General features: G+C 36.5%; 1 protein-coding gene. It reads right to left on the bottom strand.

Annotated elements, in window-relative coordinates; translation table 11 throughout:
• Nucleotides 1–341, bottom strand: a 341-nt coding sequence (locus tag AC3II9_RS21535; RefSeq protein WP_489158729.1) for a transposase, incomplete at its 3' end; no start/stop codon positions are given.
• Between the last annotated feature and the right edge of the window lie 127 nt (nucleotides 342–468).

Below are 468 nucleotides of genomic sequence, written 5' to 3'. Positions count from 1 at the left end.
TCTGACTGGCAAATCACATCGACCAAACGTGAATAAGAAGCTTCAGAAGGTACCGAATCGGAAAGTAAAAAGCCGCAATCTAAACGAAAGATAAGGTCATATTTTAGACGTTTGATTAAATCTTTTACTGTTGGAATACGCTCGATAATGCGAATTATGAGTGATTGAATCATCGCACCATAGTTTAATTCTCTTGGAGCGCCACGCATTGTCTTTTTATGGAACAGTTGAAAAATTGGTTGTAAATCAAAAGTAGCCAAAATTGCATCAAAACGATGAGAACTTTCCATTTCCATTAATTCATGGATGTCAAATAGGCGCATTTGTTTTACAATAGTCATAGGGCATTCACCTCGGGGATAATTTTGGTTTGGTCACTTAAATTATACCAAATTGGGGGAGGTGCCCATTTTTTATTGTTTTGAAACCCTTGGGAGACAAGGGTTTGGAATTATGAAATTAACTCAA

This window comes from Lysinibacillus sp. RU7 (assembly GCF_057837305.1).
The sequence above is the reverse complement of the archived record's forward strand: the minus strand, read 5'-3'. Positions and strand labels throughout refer to the sequence as shown.